Source organism: Sphingomonas sp. (assembly GCF_030145815.1).
GTDB lineage: Bacteria > Pseudomonadota > Alphaproteobacteria > Sphingomonadales > Sphingomonadaceae > Sphingomonas.
Map to the genome: position 1 here is coordinate 13,093 of NZ_JAIXHL010000001.1, position 17,273 is coordinate 30,365.

The following is a 17,273-nucleotide window of genomic DNA, read 5'->3' on the forward strand; positions in this document are numbered from 1 at the left end:
TTATGCGCCGATCATGTGGTCGGCCCATCACCTCGGCGGCGTGACATTGCTCAACGATGATAAGTCCGCTGTAAGCAGCAGCAGGCCAAGGAGGGACAATGGCCCAGATCGAAAGCCTTATCCGCGAAGGTGGCGTTCACGCGAGGCTGTACACGAATGAGTCGATCTTCGATCACGAGATGGCTGCGATATTCGGCTCGACCTGGATCTATGTCGGTCACGAATCCGAGATACCTGCCCGTGGCGACTATCTCCGCCGGACGATGGGAAAAGAACCAGTAATTCTTACCCGTAGTGCTACCGGCGTGTCAGTCCTGTCCAATCGCTGCAGCCATCGCGGAAATTTGCTCTGTCAATTGGAGCGCGGCAAAAAGCGCGCGTTCGCCTGCCAATATCATGGCTGGGTCTTCTCGCCAGGCGGAGAGCTGCTCGAAGTCCCCTTCGCGATCGAGGGCGAGGTAGACCGTAGCAAACGAGGACTCCGCAAGGCGCGGGTGGCAACCTACCGCGGCTTCATCTTTGCGACGTTCAACGAAGAGGCAGGTACGCTCGAAGAGCATCTGGGCAATGCAGCCTACGCACTGGACCGCGCCTGCGACCTCTCGCCGCAGGGCGAGATCATGCTGCGGCCCACATGGGTGCGCCATCTATTCCAGGCCAACTGGAAGATGCTCTCGGAGAACGAGGCCGACGGATATCATGTGAACTTCGTGCACGACTCGTTCGCCAAGGGCGTCAGCACGAGAGGAAAGTACGGCAACATCCTCCAAGAGGACGATGAGAAGGTGGTGGCCGTGTCGCGGTACCTGGGCAACGGTCACACCGAAGCCGACTATGGGCCGACTTACAGTGCGCCGATGACGTGGCTGGGTGTGCAGCCGGACCGCTACCCGGAATACACAAGAGCGATGCATGAAGCGTACGGCGCAGCAGTCGCCGACGAACGAATGCGAGCCGGCCCGCCGCATACCTTCATCTTCCCCAATCTGTTTCTCGCCGAAACCAGCCTGGTGATGATCCAGCCTATATCGGTGAACGAAACCATAAACTGGCACACCCCGATGTATCTCAAGGGGGCGCCGGAGGAGTTGAACCGGCGCATCTTGCGGCAAGGGGAAGTCGCACTTGGTCCGTCTGCGTTTCTCACGGCCGATGACGCGATCATCGCCGAGCGGCAGTGGCTGGCGATCTCCGGCTCGCCGGCATGGCTCGACATCGGACGCGGCAAGACCCGCGAGCGTCGCGACGACCGCGGTGTCATCACGTCGCACTATACCGATGAATCGGCGAGCCGGGGATTCTGGGAACATTACAAGGGGCTTGTCGGCGACAAAGCCTACACTGAAGGAGCGTAGGACATGGCTGTGAACTCCCTCGTTCCGGAAGGCTTTTCGGAGGCAGAACGCCGCGAAATCGAAGCGTTCTTGTTTCTCGAAGCCCAGCTGGCAGACGAGTCTCGCTGGGAGGAATGGGAAGAGATCCTCGATGACGACATGCACTATTGGGTGCCGGCCGGCGATGGTGAAGGCGATCCGAACCTCGATGTCTCCATCATCAACGACAATTTTTCTCGACTGAAGACGCGGCTGCGGCAGCTTCGAACGGGAACGCGGCACAGCCAGGCGCCAAAGTCAGTCATGCGGCGCATGCTGTCGAACATCGTTCTGCAGCGTCTCAGCGAAACGACCGTGCAGGCCGAAGCAAATTTCGTACTCTACGAATATCAAAATCAGTCGACGATGAAGATGAACGTCTGGCCTGGCCGCACCTGCTATCGGATTCGACGTCACGGGGACCGGTACAAGCTTTATCACAAGAAGGTGAGCCTCGTCATGGCGAGCGGCAACGTGCCCACCATGTCGTTCATCATTTAAGATGACCACGCGGACAGCATCTCGGGGCGCGATTGGTCTGAAACAACCGGAAACGCCGCCTGCCCTCGACGATCATTGGACCCAATTGGAGCATCGGCATCATGACTGAAGCGAGCGGGTCTCTCGATGGCCTCAAGGTCATCGACATCAGCCGCGTCCTCGCGGGACCATATTGCAGCATGATGCTGGCCGATCATGGCGCGGACGTAATCAAGGTCGAACCCCCTGCCGGCGACGAGACGCGTCAGTGGGGTCCGCCATTCGACGATCATGAGGATGCGAGGGGCGACGCTAGCTATTTCATTGGCATCAATCGCAACAAGCGGAGCATCGCGCTCGACCTCTCCACAGAGGCGGGCCGGGACGTGCTGATGGGTCTGCTGGCAGACGCCGACGTCCTGATCGAGAACTTCAAGCCGGGCACCATGCAGAAATGGGGCATCGGCTATGAGCAGCTCAGCGAGCGGTTTCCAGGATTGATCTACTGCCGAATCTCCGGCTTTGGAGCGGAAGGCGCCTTTGGCGGGCTGCCAGGCTATGACGCCGTTCTGCAGGCTATGACCGGTCTCATGAGCATCAACGGCACGGCCAGCACCGGCGCGACGCGGCTGGCCACACCAATGGTCGACATCGCCACAGGTCTGTTCTCGGCGATCGCGATCCTGATGGCGCTGGTGGAGCGCTATCGGTCTGGAAGCGGACAGCTCATCGACATGGCGCTCTACGATTGCGGCATGGCCCTGCTTCACCCTCAGGGCGCGAACTATTTGCTCAACGGGATCCGCCCCAAACCTTTGGGCAACACGCATCCCAATCTCGCCCCTTGCGACAAGTTCAGGACCCGCACGAGCGAGGTGTTTATCGCGATCGGCAACGATCGGCAGTTCGCCAGACTATGCGATACGCTCGGCGTGCCGGAAATGGCGAAGGATCCACGGTTCAGCAGAAACGCTGATCGAATGAAGAATCGCGTCGCGATGACAGCCCAGCTCGAGTCCGCTTTCGCACCGACCGACGGCAAGGAACTCGCACGGAAGCTGCTCGAGGCGGGTGTTCCGGCTGGCCCGATCCTCCAGATCGATGAGGCATTGGCCGCGCCGCACACCCATGATCGGGGCATGCTGATCGATCGGCCCGGCTATCGCGGCATCGGCTCGCCCCTGAAACTTTCCAGGACCCCAAGCCGGGTTCGACGAAATCCGCCGCGCCTTGGCGAGCACGCCGCCGAGATCCTCTCGGAACATGGCCTCTCCGCGGCGGACCCCAAGATCACCTAGACTTGGAGCCCATGCAGGGCGGCGAACAGTGAAAGGACCAAGTGATGCACCACGTCGATTGGGCAAAGATGGAATGGAAGAATGTTCGCAAGGGAGTGGATCGTAAGGCGTTCACAGGCGAGCTAGCGACGATCGCGCTTCACCGCCTTCATCCCGGCGAGCATGAGCCGTTTCCGCACGCGCACGAGAATGAGCAGATCCTTTACATCATAGAGGGGACCGTTGATTGCATCATCGGCGACGAGTGCACGCGGCTTGGACCGGGTGGTATCGCGGTGGTTCCCCCGAACATCGTCCATTCGCTCAAGATCATCGGCAATGAGACGGTGCTCAACCTCGATATATTCGCTCCAGCACGTCCGGAATACGCCGAGTAAGAGGCGGTGACGGCCAGGAGGCGCGGCGATCATGCAAATCGAAATTTCCAGGAAACTGCGCGCGCAGCTGGCTGAGCCCGCTCCCTTGTATACCGGCTGGATGAGCATCAACGAGAGCTACATCGTCGAAATCCTGCTTGCCGAAGCGTTCGATGGCGCCATCGTCGATATGCAGCATGGCGCGGTCGATGCGACGGTCGCGATACGTGCGATCGGGTCGGCTGCCGGGTCGGGAAAGCCCGTCCTGGTTCGCATTCCGATCGGTGATTTCGCGTGCGCGGCCAAATTGCTCGATTGGGGTGCATCCGCGATTATCGCACCGATGATCAACTGCGCTGCTGACGCGCAGCTGCTTGTGTCATTCTGCAGATACCCCCCTGTCGGCGCCCGCAGTTGGGGCCCACAACGCGCGCTTGCTCACGGGGCGGCAAGCCCTGGAGACTATTTGCGGCAGGCCAATGACGGTCCGCTACTCATCGCCATGATCGAAACCTCGGAGGCTATGGATCATGCTGACGCGATTCTCGACGTCGATGGCATCGACGGCGTATTCATCGGTCCTGCCGACCTTTCGCTGTCGCTGACCAACGGCCGCGAAATCAACCCGGTCAGCAACCAGATTTTGGACAGTGTCGAGTCTTTGGCGACCAAGGCGCGGGCGCGCGGGAAACATCTCCTCGCCTTTTGCGGCGACGGCGCGACGGCAGCGGCGTTTGCTCACGCCGGGTGCGATCTGATCTCGATATCGACCGACGCGGCCATGATCCGCCTGGCTGCGCGCCAGGAGCTCGCCACCGCAAGACGCACGCCTAGTTGAGCCGGCGTACCGCGCCCGGCTGACGGAATTTGTACTGGAGCCACTAGAATGTCGAAGATCATCGTAACCTGTGCTGTCACGGGCGCCATTCACACGCCCACCATGTCCGACGCGCTCCCGTTCACGCCGGAAGACATTGCCAACCAGGCCGTGGCCGCAGCTGATGCCGGTGCGGCAATCCTGCATCTTCATGCGCGGAACCCTCGCGATGGCAGCGTGTCGATCAACCCCGACGATTTCGTCGCGACCCTGTCCGCCATCCGGCAGAGGACCGACGCAATTATCAATATCTCCACGGGCGGTTCGTTGCTGAACTCGATCGACGAACGGATCGCGCCGGCACTGCGCTTTTCACCAGAGATGTGTTCGCTCAATATGGGGTCGATCAACTTCTCGTTTCATCCGCTCGCCAAACGGTACAGCGAGTGGAAGTATGAGTGGGAACGCAGCTATGTCGAGAACTCCGACAGCTACATATTCAGGAACACCTTCAGGGATATCGTTTACGCCGCCACTCAGCTCGGCGATCACAACATCCGCTTCGAGCACGAATGCTATGATCTGGGACATCTGTACAATTTGAAGTTCCTGTACGACGCGGGGGTCTTCAAAGCGCCGCTATTCATCCAGTTCATCTTCGGGATCCTGGGCGGAATGGGAGCCGATATCGAAAACCTGCAGTTCATAAAGCATACGGCGGACAAGCTGTTCGGATCGGACTACCGTTGGTCGGTCCTTGGCGCCGGCGTATCGCAGATGGCTTTTGCGGCACAGGCAAGCCGAATGGGTGGTCATGTCCGGGTCGGCCTCGAGGACTCGCTGTTTATCGAAAAAGGCGTCCTCGCCCGTTCGAATGCCGAGCAGGTCGATAAGGTTCGATCCATTCTCAAAGGAAACGGCCATCAACTGGCCTCACCTGCCGAAGCCCGAGAAATTCTGGCGTTGAAGGGGGCCGAACAAACGAGCTTCTGAATACCGTGGCATCGAGCTTCGGCCTTTGTCTACAACCTGTCGATTCGAGTGGGCAAGCAGCCCAAGGGCGCAGCTGACCGAGGGCAATTTTATTCAAGCGGATTCTTGAATGAAATACCCCCGGCTGCTAGTTGCAGCCGGTGCAGCGGACCACATCTCCAGACTTGATCTATGCTGACCTTGCCGAGATCGCGAGAGCGCTTGGAAGCGGCCCGCGACTCCTCCTGCTGGAACATATTGCGCAGGGCGAACGGCCGGTCGAAAGACTAGCAGAGCTGACCGGACTTTCGCTCGCGAATGCCTCGCAGCATCTCCAAGTGCTGCGTCGTGCGGGGTTCGTCCAAACCCGGCGCGATGGAAAGAATGTACTCTACCGTGTCGGATCGGGTCCGGTCATCGAGCTCGTGTCCGCGCTGCGGCGATATCTGGAGCACAGCAGATCCGAAATGCGGCAATTGATCTCCGACGATCAGGCTGGCCAAGAAGGGTCATCACCGATGTCGCGCGATGAGTTGTTGCAACGCATGGAGGGGGGCAGCGTCCTACTTCTCGACGTTCGGCCTTCCGACGAGTTCCGGCTTGGCCATCTGCCCGGCGCAATGAACATGCCGCTGAGCGAGCTCGAACGTCAGCTTGCCGACCTTCCCAAGGACCACGAAATCGTGGCCTATTGCCGCGGCCCTTATTGCGTACTGTCACGCGATGCGCTCACCCTCCTGCACGCCAACGGTTATCGTGCGCGCGGACTGGAGGATGGCTTTCCGGAATGGCGAGCAGCCGGGCTGGAGGTGGAAGCGGGCTAATTCCGGGAGTGCCCACCACCCCTCATCGAGATGCGCCACTGCCCTTTGCAAGCGCTGTGACGCCAATCGCCGCGGCGACGTAAGCAATCGCGGCAGCGCCGAAGGCGAGAGCAAAGCCATCGACCTGGATCGCCTGAGTGCCGGCGATCGCCATGAGCAGGGTGAAGCCAACCGTGGGCCCCAACTCCATCGCCGTGTTCATCACGCCGCCAGCCAGCCCCATTCGTCCCAGGGGAACGTCCGCGGTGGCAAGCACCGCAGAACCCGAGAAGATCAGGGCCATGCCTATGGCGAGCAGCACCTGCGCAGGAAGTATGAGCAGCAGATAGTCCGTATGAGTGTTGAGCACGGCAAGGAGGCCCAGACCGACGGCGCCTACGACATAGCCCGCTGCCATCGCCCTTGCTGCGCCAAGCTTCGATACGATGGATGCAGCCGCCGTGTTCGTGGCGATCAGGGCGACGGCGAAGGGCGCAAAGGAGAGCGCAGTGTCGAAAGGCGTCCAGCCGCGATCCTGCTGAAGGTGAACGAGCAGCGCGAACTCGGTCAGCATCGATCCCGCCGCCGCAAGCAGCATTCCGATCCACCCGATCGCACGCGCCCGGCTCATCAGAAAATCGGGCGGCAGCAATGGGGTTCGTATACGGCGCTCCGCCGCGAGGAAACCCCCGACGAGCGCCAGTCCAAGGGCAACCGGCATATAGACCTGAGATGTGGTCCAGGGCGCTTCATGACTGGCGACCAGACCATAGCTCAACGATATGATCCCAAGCGCGGCGAGGGTCGCGCCGAGCGGATCGAGGCCCAGCGTGCGATCCGAGACAGCGACCTTGGGGAAGAGCTGAATGTTCGCCACGAACCCCAGGCTCGAGACCGCGATAGGTGCTGCGAACATCCATCGCCAGTCAACCACGCTCGCCACCATGCCAGACGAGATGAATCCAACCACCGCGCCGAGCACCGAGACCCCGCCCCAGGTTGCCATTGCGCGGCCGAACTGCGCTTCTGTCGAGTAGAGTGTCCGGACGACACTCAGCGAAGCTGGCGCGATCAACGCCCCGCTGAACCCTTGCGCAAAGCGCATCGCCAGCAGCAGATCATATCGGTCTGAAAGCGCTGCGGCGAGGGAAGCCAGACCGAAAGCGACAAGGCCGGCTCCGAGCACAGCCCGGCCGCCGATGCGATCCGTGAGGCGGCCGCCGAACAAGAGCAGTCCGCTGAACGGCAAACCATAAGCGATCTGCAGCAACAGAATTTGCGCGTCGGACAATTCGAACTCGGCTGCGATCTGGGGCAGCGGGATCATGATCAGCGCGATTGTGAAGATGAGCGTCGCCTGGATCGTCGCAAGGATCGTGAACGCCAGGCGCGTCTGCGGAGCGGTGTACGACTCTGCACTGGACGCATCGCTTGCTCGCCGGCTGGCCATCGCCATCACTCCCCAATCAAAGAATCACTCAATTATTCGCTTGATTGTTAGAATGACGATAGGGCATGTCAACCCGGCCACATCGAGCCCAGCAAAACGTCCATCAACCGGAGTTTTCGCAGCTTGACTTCAAGTCAGCTTGAAGTGGCAACGTGCACGGAAATCGCGCTGTGCCGCCTCGCGCATGGCGCTCGGAACGGAGGATCGAATGGCCGTTTGGGGATGGATTTTCGCTGTTGGGATCGGAGCCACGCTCGTCATGGATGCCTGGGCTATCCTACTGCGACGCGTCTACGGGATAGCCTCGCTGGATTACGCGCTGGTCGGCCGTTGGCTAGGTCACATGACGAGGCGGACTTTTGTGCACGAGCGGATTGTCGCCGCATCGCCCGTGGCAGGCGAAAGCCTCCTTGGCTGGATCGCCCATTATGCGATCGGGATCGCCTTTGCCGGCATCCTGCTTCTGGTCGCGGGACCGGAATGGGCGCGCCGACCAACGCCATGGCTCGCGCTCGCCGTCGGTATTGTGTCGATCGTCGCCCCATTTTTCATCATGCAGCCGAGCTTCGGCATGGGCATTGCGGCTTCCAACCTTCCCGATCCGAACGTCGCAAGATTGCGCGCTTTGGTCACACACACCGTTTTCGGCGCCGGACTATTTCTCTCCGCGTGGCTCGTCGCCCGGCTGAGCCAGGGGTGAGGTAACGACGAGGGCCCGTCAGCGAGATCTAGGTCACGTCGGCATGTCGCTCGGCCAACGATCTCGCTGTGCGTCACCAGTATGCAGGTCAGATACGCGCCAGCATCCAAGCCCTTACGACATTCACGTGCTTGAAGGACTTTTGCTTGAGATTCCGGGTCCGGGGTAATCCCAATGCAGCAAGTGCGTTGACTAAGCGTAGCGCCAAGCACCATGTGGAGCATAACGCAGCTTCGCCATCAGGTCGCCCTTATCGCTCCTCGCAAAGAAGTCCGAGGCGCGTAGTGTTCCGCGACATCTCTTAGAATACGCCCGCGCGTTGGACGGCAACATGTGGGCCGACGCACGAACCCGCTGCGCGGGATCGCGGAGTGTTCGGTAGAGGCGATGGCGTGATCGCCTGACCGGATTGAGTGACGCCAGCTGCAGGCAGACCATTGCGGCTCCTTCAACCAAGGAGTCGAACGATGAACGAGCTTGTTCCTGTTGCCGTCCCAGTCAGCCCCCTGCGCCAGCGTTTGATCGACGATATGTCGATGCGGCACTTCTCGCGCGAGACGCAGCGCAACTATATCCGCGATGTCGGGCGGTTCGCGACCTTCCTGGGACGTCCTCCCGATACAGCGACCGCTGACGATCTACGCAGCTTCCAGATCGATCAGCGTGATAATGGCGTGCCGGTGCCGACCATGAACAGCATCGTCGCGGCACTGCGCTTCTTCTTCAACCACACGCTCGACCGGCCGGACCTCGCGCGGCGGCTGGTGCGGATCAAGCAGATGCGCAAGCTGCCGGTAGTGCTGAGCCGCGACGAGATCGCCCGGCTGCTGGGCGCCACGACCTGCCTCAAGCACCAGGCCGCGCTGTCGGTCGCCTATGGTGCTGGCCTACGCGTTGCCGAGGTCTCGATGCTCAAGGTGCGCGACGTGGATAGTGAGCGGATGCTGCTGCGGGTCGAGCGGGGTAAAGGCGGCCAGTACCGTAATGCCATGCTCGCGGCCGATCTGCTCACCTTGCTGCGGCAGTGGGCCGTCTCGTCTTTGACGAGCATGTTGTTCAGCTCTTCACCAAGCTCGGCCTCGATCGCGCCGAGGACCTGCCCGCGAGCGACATCGCGAAATCGGCCTTCTCCGGCCGTAGCGTCGACCTCAGCCGCCCCTTCCCGATGACGATCAAGCGCGCGCTCGTGAACGGATCGCCGCGCATCGAGCTGGTGGGCGCGCCTGCCCAGCAGATCGCGTGGCTGAAGTCGATCGGCTGCTTCACCGAGGTGATCCAGTACCGCACGCGGGTGTTCCTGCCGGTGCCCGCCGCCGCGGAGGTGCTCGAGCGCATCCTGGCCGGCAGCGGCTGACGCACCGGACTCTGCCCGGGGCCGCCGGGACGTCTCGGGAAAGGGGAGGGGGAGCGGGGGTGGTGTCCGGGAGATGCCGGACGCCACCAGGAGTTCCCCCGATGATCCAGACCGTCAAACTGAACAAGCTGCGCCTGTCGCCGATCAACGTGCGCACCGCGCCCGACGAGCAGCTCCAGATCGAGCCCATGGCCGCGAGCATCGAAGCCAAGGGCGTTCTCCAGAACCTGCTCGTCACGCCGGCCAAGAAGCCCAGGGGCACCTATGAGGTATTCGACGGTGGACGTCGCTGGCGCGCGCTCCGCCTCCTCGCCGATCGCGGGTCGATCAGCGATGCCGACTTCGACGTGCCCGTCATGGTGCTGACCGGCGACGACGCCGAGCTTTCCGAGACCTCGACCGCAACGAACTTCCACCAGCTCAAGATGACGCCGGCGGAAGAATGCCGCGCATTCCAGCATTTCATCGGCACGACCGGCGACATCGACGCGGTCGCCAAGCGCTTCGGCGTCACCCGGCGCTTCGTCGAAGGCCGCCTGCGCCTTGCCTCGCTCGCGGAGCCGATCTTCGAAGCGCTGAGCAAGGGCGAGATCACGCTCGATATCGCAAAGGCCTACGCCTCCACCGAAAGCCAGGACAAGCAGCTCCTCGTCTGGAGCAGCTATCAGCATAGCCACGTCACGGCCGACACGATCCGGCGCGTGATCGCCAACGAAACGCTCAAGGCGAGCGATCCGATCGCCATGCTCGTAGGGGAGGCGCGCTACCGCCACGCCGGCGGCAAGATCGACGGCGACCTTTTCACCGATGGGAACGATCGCTGGATCAACCCTGAGCTCGCGCATCGGCTTGCCGGCGAGATCATGGAAGCCGAGGCGAAGCGCATCGGTGAAGAAACCGGACTTGCCTGGATCCGGCCGATCGCCAGCAACTACGCGCACAACGCCGCCCACGGCCTTTACCGCGCCATTCTCCAGCCACCTCCCCTCAGCGACGATCAGAAAGCGCGCCTCGTCGAGATCGAGGAGCGTCGCGGCGTCCTCGAGGTGGCGATGCAGGACGAGCAGCTCACCGAAGAGGCGTTCAAGCTGCTCGACCAGGAAGATGACCGGCTCATCGCCGAGGCGGAAGCGATCGAGAACCGCGCGCCGGTGCTTCCCGACGAGCTGCGGCCTCATGTCGGCGCCTTCCTGCTGCTGACGCCCCAGGGCGAGATGCGTCTCGACACGCAGTATTACAGCGAGCAGGAAATCCTCATCGAGCGGCCGGACGACAGCGGCGGCGATGTCGGGGAAGGGGATGAACCGGAGCAGCCGTCCGGCAGCTTCCGCGTCGGCGGCGGCGCTCCGGCCGAACCGACCTACCGGCGCGAGGCGGTCGCGCCCGGCGGCAAGCCGCTCAGCGCCCGCCTCTATGATGAGCTCGCGGTCCAGCGCCGCGACATTCTCGCCTCCTGCCTCCTGGCGCAGCCGGCGCTGGCGCTCGACTATGCTCTGTTCGTGATGGTCGACGCCCGGACCAATCCGTCGGGCGGTCTCGCCAGTAGCTCGACCAAGTACGGCACGACGATCCGTGCCATGGGTCCGCAGGATCCTGCGACCGGCGACATGCCGGCGTCTCGCGCGCGCGAATATCTCGCTGAAGCCCATGACGGTCTCGACGCGGGCTGGACCGAGTTCGACAGCGAGGTCAACCGGTTCGAGGCGTTCCGAGCGCTCGACGATGACAGCAAGGCGAACTGGCTTGCCTACATCGTCGCGATGTCGCTCGAAGCCAAGCCGGGCCTCTCGAACGAGCAGATCCCGCTGCACAATCGAATGGCCTCGATCCTCGACATCGATGTGGCGAGCTGGTGGCGCCCGACGTCGGCGAACTTCTTCGATCGAGTGAACAAGGGCAGCATCATGAGCCTCCTTCATGACGTCGGCGGTCCGGCGCTCTCCGCCCGCCACGCCTCGCTCAAGAAGACGGAGATCTCGGAAAGCTGCCAGAAGCTGTTCGCGGGCGAGTCGATCGTCGAACCCGAGGTCAAGGCGGCCGCGCTCGCCTGGGTGCCCAACGCGATGCGCTTCCTCGATGCCCACCCCGGTTCGGCATCCAGTCCCGCGACCGAAGATGCGTTCGACATCGGCGATGGCTTCGCTGACGGCGGCGAGCCGGGCGTGCCCGAAGGTTCAGCCGCCGGAGAGCTCGAAGGCGCTGACGCCTGACTCAGCCGGCCGCTGGGCGCCGGCGATAAACCGGCTTCAGCGTCGACCATCGCCTCCTCAGCAACCTGCCGCCGGCGCCTTGTGCGTCGGCGGTGCTTCCTTGCCACTTGGAGCCCACTGCCATGTCCGCAAAATCCAGGTCGAGCCGCGACGTCGCGGCGGAGATCACCGGTCTTATCATCCGCAAGCTCGAGGAAGGCGTCGCGCCGTGGAGCCGACCCTGGCGCGTCGGCGGCGCCGGCGGACGCCCGCTGCGCCATTGCGGCACGCCCTACACGGGCATCAACACCGTCTATCTGTGGGCCATCGCCGATGCGAACGGCTACCGGTCGCGCTACTGGATGACCTATCGTCAGGCAGAAGCGCTGGGGGGGCATGTTCGCCGGGGCGAGACCGGCTCGTTGTCGGTCTATTATTCGAGCTTCAAGAAGACAGAGGCCAATCCGGTCACGGGCGCCGAGAGCGAGCGCAACATTCGCTTCCTGCGTCACTACATCGTCTTCAACGCTGACCAGATCGATGGCCTGCCAGCCTATTTCTATCCTGCCGAAGACGACATCGCCCCCGTCGATCCGTCGGTTCGGCAGAGCGCTATCGACGGCTTCTTCGGTGCCATTCCGGCCGAGGTTCGCCACGGCGGCGACCGCGCCTTCTTCCATCCAACTTTCGACTACATCCAGATGCCGCACCAGCGCTCGTTCAGGACGATGGATCATTATGCCTCGGTCCGTGCGCACGAGACGACCCATTGGTCGGGCGGCACCAGCCGTCTCGCCAGGACCTTCGGCAAGCGTTTCGGGGATCAGGCCTATAGCTTCGAGGAACTCGTCGCGGAGATCGGCAGCGGCCTGGTGTGCGCACATCTCGGGCTCGCCCGCTGCTTAACACGAGCCTCGAGTCCGACCAGAGCGATTTCCAGGCGACCGGTTACCCTTGGCGGGCGGTGTTGCTTGGCGGTGGCGCTCGACCGTGGCGAAGAAGCGCAGCGTCTCGACGGCACCAATTTCGTCGTCGAGGAAACTCGCCGCCGGGCGCCAGTCGACGGCTGGATCGGCCAGAATGCGCGCGAGATACGGCAGTGCCTGGTCATGTGTGCAATGCGCGATCCAGCGCTGGCGGTTGCTGTCGGTCCGGACCACGTAGCCGGTGCCTTTGCGAAACATGCCGATGGAGAGAACAGCGTCCGCGCTCGAGGCACCGAGGCGACCGTCATCCAGTGCGCACCAAGTTTCCTCCAGCTTGTAGAAGGGGCGCCTGCCCGGCGGTGGCCGGTGAAGCGGCCGGAAAGGCGACCAGGCGAGCTCGTCGTCCATCAATCGTCGGACCGACGACGCTTCCGAGCCTGCTCCTCCACCCTCATGACTTCCCATGCCTGGTTTGCAGCGCCGTTGATAAGCGCGAAGCCCGCCCGGTCGATAGCGTGCGCAGTGGCGACGAGCTCCGGCGAGCGGATCCACTGGCCGGCCGCCGCGGTGACTAGCAGAACGGCCAGGCTGGGTCGCTGCCAGGCGCGCGCGAGTATGGCGAGATGGCTCATCGCACCGCCACGCAGACCAGCCGCTGCATGGCCTTGTCGTCAATCAGGCCGAACGTATGGAGCTTTTCCAAGTGATACAGCTGCAGCGGCACCGTGTGGTGGTTCGCCAGGCTCACAGCCTCAAGCACCTGACGGCCGTCGAACGTCCACATCTCGCCGCCCTCGTCGTCGCTGAGCAGCAGGATGCCTTCGAGGCGCCCGCCCGACAGCTCGACAATTCTCTTCACCACCAGCACTTTCCTTCTCCACTGCGATTGCAAGGAGATCACTTCACCTCACTGGCCATCGACGAAGCGGATGAGGCCGATGTGCGCGCGCGAGATGCAGCGCCCCGGCAGCTCGATCACGCGGCGCTTGGAGCCGTCTTCGCGGTCGCGAACAGCAGTGAAATACAGCTGCGCGCATAGTCGCTGCGGCGCGCGAGTTCGGACTGGCTAATGCTGTGCTCCGACATGCAGTGACGGATGCGGCGGAGCAGCTCGGCTGCTCCATGCCCTGCGGGCTGTCGGCATAGCTGTCGTCTCCTCCTGATCGTCACCTCGGCCGATGTCCGGCGCGATGCGAGCAGCCAGTCGGTCAGCGTCTGCGTCTCAATCAGCTGCGCTCAGGCGTATAGCCTAGGAAACAGCGTCTCCAGCGTATTGCTGGGAAAGCGCAGTGATACCGGCCCTTTGGGCGTGTCCGAACCGAGCAGGCCCTGATCGGTGAGGTGCTTGAGGACACGGCGCGCGGATCGTTCGGGCAATTGCGTGATCCGCTCGGCCTCACCGCGGTCGAATTCGCCGCGGATCAGCGCCTCCTGCAGCAGCCGCGTGCTTTCGCTCGGCAAGGTCTCGCTCAGAGCGACGTGCCGTTCTAGGCGCTTGGATAAGGCCTCGATCTCGAACAGCCCAGCCATATAGTCCAGCTGGTCGAGGCACACGCGCAGGAACCAGGTGGCGAATAGCTCGAGCCCTTTGAGGGATAGATGCCCGCGTCCGTCGCGGTCACCCTGTCGGACCTCATCAGCCCACGCCATGTGCTGCTTATATTCCTGACGCCCTTCCAGCCCCGGCTGCAAACCGCGTGCAAGGCCCCGCGAGATCGACCACAGGCCGTGCGCGCCGATGCCCGCCTTATGGGCCATCGCATGGCTCATCAGCCGACTCACCCGGCCATTGCCGTCCGGAAACGGGTGGATCCAGTTGAAGCGATGATGCGCGGTGGCCATCGCCAGGATGCGCTTCGCCTTGCCCGGCCCCACACCGTGCATCACGCGCCCGGGTGCCGGCTCGAAAGCGAAGCGGAGGTGAAAATAGTCCATGAAAGCATCCATCTGCGCGCTGGGCGGCGGCAGGTGATTGCCGATCTCGACATCCTCTTCCGCTCGTGAGCGCCACTGACCGGGCGTCATCTGAAACGACCGTCCCCTGTGCCGGATGGTCAACATTTCCTCGGACGCGCCATGGTAGAAATCGCGATGCAGCGCGCGCAGGAAGTCGGGATCTGCAGGATCGGGAAGCTCGCCCTCTGCGGCCTGACCGTCGATCCGTTCCTGGAGGCGGTAGTGCGCGACCGCTTCTTGCTGAAGGTCGCGCTGGCCCTCGTCCCGAGCGCCGGCAAGCGCGCGTTCGATATCTCGCGGTCGGGTGTTATGGCCCTCGATCAGATTGCTGTAATAGGTGTTCATCAGCCGGACCAAGTCGGCAAGATTGGCGGCGGTTCGCGGATGCAGCGAACGGCCCAGCGCCTGCGCGCTGGCAGACAGTTCGGCGACAAGATCGGGCAGATCGCCGCTCAGTGTATCGATTCGCGCTGGCTCCATGCGAGAGAGGGATTCAGGCGCACTTTCGATCTGCATTTGGCCGATCTTATCGACGCGCAAAGTTTGAGCAAGTCATAGGTGGTTTGCTCGCCTATATGAAGAGCGGAGGCATGCTCCTTGCCGATCATTTGGCCGATAATCTGGCCGATCTTCTGGCCGATCTTCTGGCCGCTTTTTCAAGATGAGGCTTGGTATCAGCGACGCGAAGTCTGAGAGGCGGTGAGGGGACGCGCCCCATCGGGGACCCCCGCCTAAAAGTGGTCAGCAAATGGTCAGCCGATTACGGTATGTTCGCCTTAAACTCGCGCTTCGTTCCGCTTTCAGATGACGGAAAACTGCCGTTTTTGAGGTTGTCCTCTCGTTTACACCGAGAGGGTCGGCGGTTCGAGCCCGTCAGCGCCCACCAGATCTTTCCGGAACCCATCTGAAGCGGCTCACGCCCGCCACCGCGCGATCGTGCGCCGATGGCGGGCATGTCGTCGCGCGGTCGTCAGTTCGCCGTGATGCTCGGCTTTCCGCCGGTCAGCTTCAGCGTGACATAGCTGTTGTCGCATACATTGGCGCTGCTGAACACCAACGTCGTGGCGTCGTCGAAGGTTGCGCGCAGGTCGAAGCGGCATTGGCTGGACGGGCGATCGAACCGCGCGGTCGTCTTTGCACCCGGCTTGATCACCGGCGAGCGACGCGCCGTCTCTTCCTCCAGTGCCGGTTTCCAGTCGGTCGATCCGGTCGGTGCGATTTCGACCATCTTGATGGACTTGCCGGTGCCATTGGTCAGGACGAAGTCCCAATCCTCGGCAAGCGCGGGCGACGCGACGAACAGGGCCAGCGTAAGGCCGGTCAAATAGCGCATGAGCATCCCTCCCCTAAAAGGACTGCGACCAGCATGCGCCGGTGCGGCGCGCTAGGCAAGATACGGGGAAATGCGCATGGCGGCACCGGTCGAGGCGGGCCGGTTTCGATTCAATCCCGCGCTAGAGCGATCGCACCAGCCGCGTGGCACAGGCGATCCAGGGCGGGTCGGCAACCACCTGTTGCCGCGCGCCCGGGCCAAGCGGCAAGATGTTGAGCCGTCCGCCTGCGCCCTCATGCGCGATCAGGCGGCCGAACAGGAAGCGACCGGCCGGGCGCGGGATAAGCACGTCGCGATTAAGTGCCTGACCGAAGGCGGCGGGAGCGAGCCGACGGCACCAGATTTCGTCGCCGGCCCGATAGTCTCCGATGCTGCCGGTGACCATGACCGCGACCAGGTCCGCCTCTGCCACCGGCGGCACCACGGTCGCGGGGCGCCGCAACGCCTGGGCCCCGGCCGAATCGAGATTGGCCGCGACCGGGATGTCGGGGCGGTCGGGCAGGCGAACCAGATCGGCGGCATCGACCCCGAGCGCCGCGGCGATGCGGTTGAGCCAGACGACCGATACGGTGCGGGTGCCGGTCTCGAGCCGCCCGATCGTCTGGGCAGTGGTCGGCGGCTCACAGCGCTGCGCCACTTCCTCCAGCGTGAGTCCCTTGGCGCGGCGCACTTCGCGGATCGCGGTGATCAATGGCGGCTCCTTGATAACCGATACGGTTAATCGTCTTTCCTACAAGCGTGACGCTATGGCAAGTCTGATTCGTCACAGAAGGAAGGGAAAGCGGATGCGAGAACTGGTCGAGCGCACGATCGAGGATGGCCATGTGGTGCGGCATGCCCCCGCGCGACGTGCCGGGCGGCGGGTCGCGGTCAATGACGCCGAATCGCCGCTCGCCTGGCTGCGGGCACGCAAGCTGGTCGATGCCCGGCAATTCGAGGCGGGCGAGCGGCTGCGCGACGATTACGAGATGGCGGCGCTGGGGCCGCGCGTGACGATGCGCTGGGACGCGGCGCCGATGGCGCGACGCGGCGGTACCCCGGGGGTGGGGCTCGACCCGACCGAGGCGCAAATTGCGGCAAAGCGGCGATTCGACGCGGCGATTACCGCGGCTGGACGCGGCCTTGCGGATATCCTGTGGCGGGTGATCTGCGCCGGGGAAAGCGTCCCGGCGGCGGAAAAGGCGCTGGCCTGGCCGGCGCGCGCGGGGCGGCTGGTTCTGACCCTCGCGCTCGACCGGCTCGCCGACCACTATCGCCTGCCGTGAA

Annotated in this window: 18 protein-coding genes and 2 pseudogenes; 13 read left to right on the top strand and 7 right to left on the bottom strand. The window is 63.1% G+C overall.

The features are described from left to right. Positions 1–98: 98 nt before the first annotated feature. The 7 genes from KYX69_RS00080 to KYX69_RS00110 all read left to right on the top strand — a co-directional run bounded on the left by KYX69_RS00080 (position 99) and on the right by KYX69_RS00110 (position 6,120). Positions 99–1,355 (top strand): aromatic ring-hydroxylating dioxygenase subunit alpha, encoded by a 1,257-nt coding sequence (locus tag KYX69_RS00080; protein WP_300492512.1) that lies wholly within the window; start codon positions 99–101, stop codon positions 1,353–1,355. Positions 1,356–1,358: 3 nt separating this feature from the next. Next, positions 1,359–1,874 (top strand): aromatic-ring-hydroxylating dioxygenase subunit beta, encoded by a 516-nt coding sequence (locus tag KYX69_RS00085; RefSeq protein WP_300492513.1) that lies wholly within the window; start codon positions 1,359–1,361, stop codon positions 1,872–1,874. A gap of 101 nt (positions 1,875–1,975) precedes the next feature. After that, a complete protein-coding gene (locus KYX69_RS00090) occupies positions 1,976–3,151 on the top strand; it encodes a CaiB/BaiF CoA-transferase family protein (protein WP_300492514.1) in 1,176 nt (391 codons plus the stop codon). Positions 3,152–3,195: 44 nt separating this feature from the next. Continuing rightward, positions 3,196–3,528, top strand: coding sequence for a cupin domain-containing protein (locus tag KYX69_RS00095; protein WP_300492515.1), 333 nt, complete (start codon positions 3,196–3,198; stop codon positions 3,526–3,528). A gap of 100 nt (positions 3,529–3,628) precedes the next feature. Next, complete coding sequence (locus KYX69_RS00100) at positions 3,629–4,345, top strand: aldolase/citrate lyase family protein (RefSeq protein WP_300492837.1); 717 nt, start codon at positions 3,629–3,631, stop codon at positions 4,343–4,345. A gap of 48 nt (positions 4,346–4,393) precedes the next feature. Continuing rightward, on the top strand, positions 4,394–5,317 hold the full coding sequence (locus tag KYX69_RS00105) for a 3-keto-5-aminohexanoate cleavage protein (protein ID WP_300492516.1): 924 nt from the start codon (positions 4,394–4,396) through the stop codon (positions 5,315–5,317). A 140-nt stretch (positions 5,318–5,457) separates the two neighbouring features. After that, the gene (locus tag KYX69_RS00110) at positions 5,458–6,120 is read left to right on the top strand and encodes a metalloregulator ArsR/SmtB family transcription factor (protein WP_300492517.1); all 663 of its coding nucleotides are present in this window, start codon (positions 5,458–5,460) and stop codon (positions 6,118–6,120) included. A gap of 22 nt (positions 6,121–6,142) precedes the next feature. Here KYX69_RS00110 and KYX69_RS00115 read toward each other — a convergent pair whose 3' ends face one another. Beyond that, entirely contained in the window at positions 6,143–7,555 is a 1,413-nt protein-coding gene (locus KYX69_RS00115; protein WP_300492518.1) for an MFS transporter, read from the bottom strand. 202 nt (positions 7,556–7,757) lie between these two features. Between KYX69_RS00115 and KYX69_RS00120 the strand changes: the two genes are divergently transcribed. The 5 genes and pseudogenes from KYX69_RS00120 to KYX69_RS00140 all read left to right on the top strand — a co-directional run. Then, the gene (locus KYX69_RS00120) at positions 7,758–8,249 is read left to right on the top strand and encodes a DUF2938 domain-containing protein (protein WP_300492519.1); all 492 of its coding nucleotides are present in this window, start codon (positions 7,758–7,760) and stop codon (positions 8,247–8,249) included. Between the two features lie 467 nt (positions 8,250–8,716). After that, a pseudogene (locus tag KYX69_RS00125) lies at positions 8,717–9,277 on the top strand (tyrosine-type recombinase/integrase); the annotation flags it as partial. 137 nt (positions 9,278–9,414) lie between these two features. After that, positions 9,415–9,603: a hypothetical protein gene (locus tag KYX69_RS00130; protein ID WP_300492520.1), complete on the top strand. Its 189-nt coding sequence runs from the start codon at positions 9,415–9,417 to the stop codon at positions 9,601–9,603. A gap of 101 nt (positions 9,604–9,704) precedes the next feature. Continuing rightward, positions 9,705–11,813, top strand: coding sequence for a ParB/RepB/Spo0J family partition protein (locus KYX69_RS00135; protein WP_300492521.1), 2,109 nt, complete (start codon positions 9,705–9,707; stop codon positions 11,811–11,813). Positions 11,814–11,935: 122 nt separating this feature from the next. Then, positions 11,936–12,685, top strand: a pseudogene (locus KYX69_RS00140) (ArdC family protein); the annotation flags it as partial. Between the two features lie 9 nt (positions 12,686–12,694). Here KYX69_RS00140 and KYX69_RS00145 read toward each other — a convergent pair. The 6 genes from KYX69_RS00145 to KYX69_RS00170 all read right to left on the bottom strand — a co-directional run bounded on the left by KYX69_RS00145 (position 12,695) and on the right by KYX69_RS00170 (position 16,698). Next, positions 12,695–13,126, bottom strand: coding sequence for a hypothetical protein (locus tag KYX69_RS00145; RefSeq protein WP_300492863.1), 432 nt, complete (start codon positions 13,124–13,126; stop codon positions 12,695–12,697). Next, positions 13,126–13,350, bottom strand: coding sequence for a hypothetical protein (locus KYX69_RS00150; RefSeq protein WP_300492866.1), 225 nt, complete (start codon positions 13,348–13,350; stop codon positions 13,126–13,128). Before KYX69_RS00150 ends, KYX69_RS00145 begins: the two co-directional genes overlap by 1 nt. Further along, the gene (locus KYX69_RS00155; protein WP_300492867.1) at positions 13,347–13,586 is read right to left on the bottom strand and encodes a hypothetical protein; all 240 of its coding nucleotides are present in this window, start codon (positions 13,584–13,586) and stop codon (positions 13,347–13,349) included. The genes KYX69_RS00150 and KYX69_RS00155 overlap by 4 nt, the downstream gene beginning before the upstream one ends. A gap of 368 nt (positions 13,587–13,954) precedes the next feature. Further along, positions 13,955–15,154: a Fic family protein gene (locus tag KYX69_RS00160; RefSeq protein WP_300492522.1), complete on the bottom strand. Its 1,200-nt coding sequence runs from the start codon at positions 15,152–15,154 to the stop codon at positions 13,955–13,957. A 490-nt stretch (positions 15,155–15,644) separates the two neighbouring features. Beyond that, positions 15,645–16,007, bottom strand: coding sequence for a hypothetical protein (locus KYX69_RS00165; protein WP_231733709.1), 363 nt, complete (start codon positions 16,005–16,007; stop codon positions 15,645–15,647). Between the two features lie 121 nt (positions 16,008–16,128). Continuing rightward, a complete protein-coding gene (locus tag KYX69_RS00170) occupies positions 16,129–16,698 on the bottom strand; it encodes a helix-turn-helix transcriptional regulator (RefSeq protein ID WP_300492523.1) in 570 nt (189 codons plus the stop codon). A gap of 94 nt (positions 16,699–16,792) precedes the next feature. Here KYX69_RS00170 and KYX69_RS00175 point away from each other — a divergent pair, with 94 nt between their 5' ends. Further along, positions 16,793–17,272, top strand: a complete 480-nt coding sequence (locus KYX69_RS00175) for a DUF6456 domain-containing protein (RefSeq protein ID WP_066659171.1) — start codon at positions 16,793–16,795, stop codon at positions 17,270–17,272. Position 17,273: the final 1 nt, after the last annotated feature.